This is a genomic window from Rhodoferax sp. UBA5149, assembly GCF_002413825.1.
Classification (GTDB): domain Bacteria; phylum Pseudomonadota; class Gammaproteobacteria; order Burkholderiales; family Burkholderiaceae_C; genus Rhodoferax.
The window spans coordinates 1-369 of record NZ_DHXT01000161.1 but is presented as its reverse complement, the minus strand read 5'-3'; the positions used below and the strand labels follow the sequence as shown (position 1 = coordinate 369).

General features: G+C 68.3%; 1 protein-coding gene. It reads left to right on the top strand.

The annotated features are described in order from the left end of the window. Window positions 1–300: FtsX-like permease family protein (locus B3V69_RS14420; protein WP_296447662.1), on the top strand; the 300-nt coding region annotated here is incomplete at its 5' end. Window positions 301–369: the final 69 nt, after the last annotated feature.

Below are 369 nucleotides of genomic sequence, written 5' to 3'. Positions count from 1 at the left end.
CTGCTGGCCCACCTGGGCCTGACCCGGCGCCAGATTCTGGCCGTGGTGGCCTTTGAAGGCGCCGCCTGGACCACGCTGGGTGCCATCGCCGGCCTGGGCCTGGGGCTGGCCGTGGCCGTGGTGCTGGTGCACGTGGTGAACCCGCAGAGTTTTCACTGGACCATGGAATTACTGCTGCCCTGGGCCCGGCTACTCGCCCTCTGTCTGGCCGTGGTGCTGGCCGGCACTCTCACCGCCTGGCTGGCGGGGCGGGCGGCGGCGGGCAAGGATGCGGTGCTGGCGGTGAAGGAAGACTGGTAGCCAGCCCACGGCCCTGACTCAAGCTCGTTATGGCCATTTACTTCCGGGTGAATACGAAGTCGCAGACCC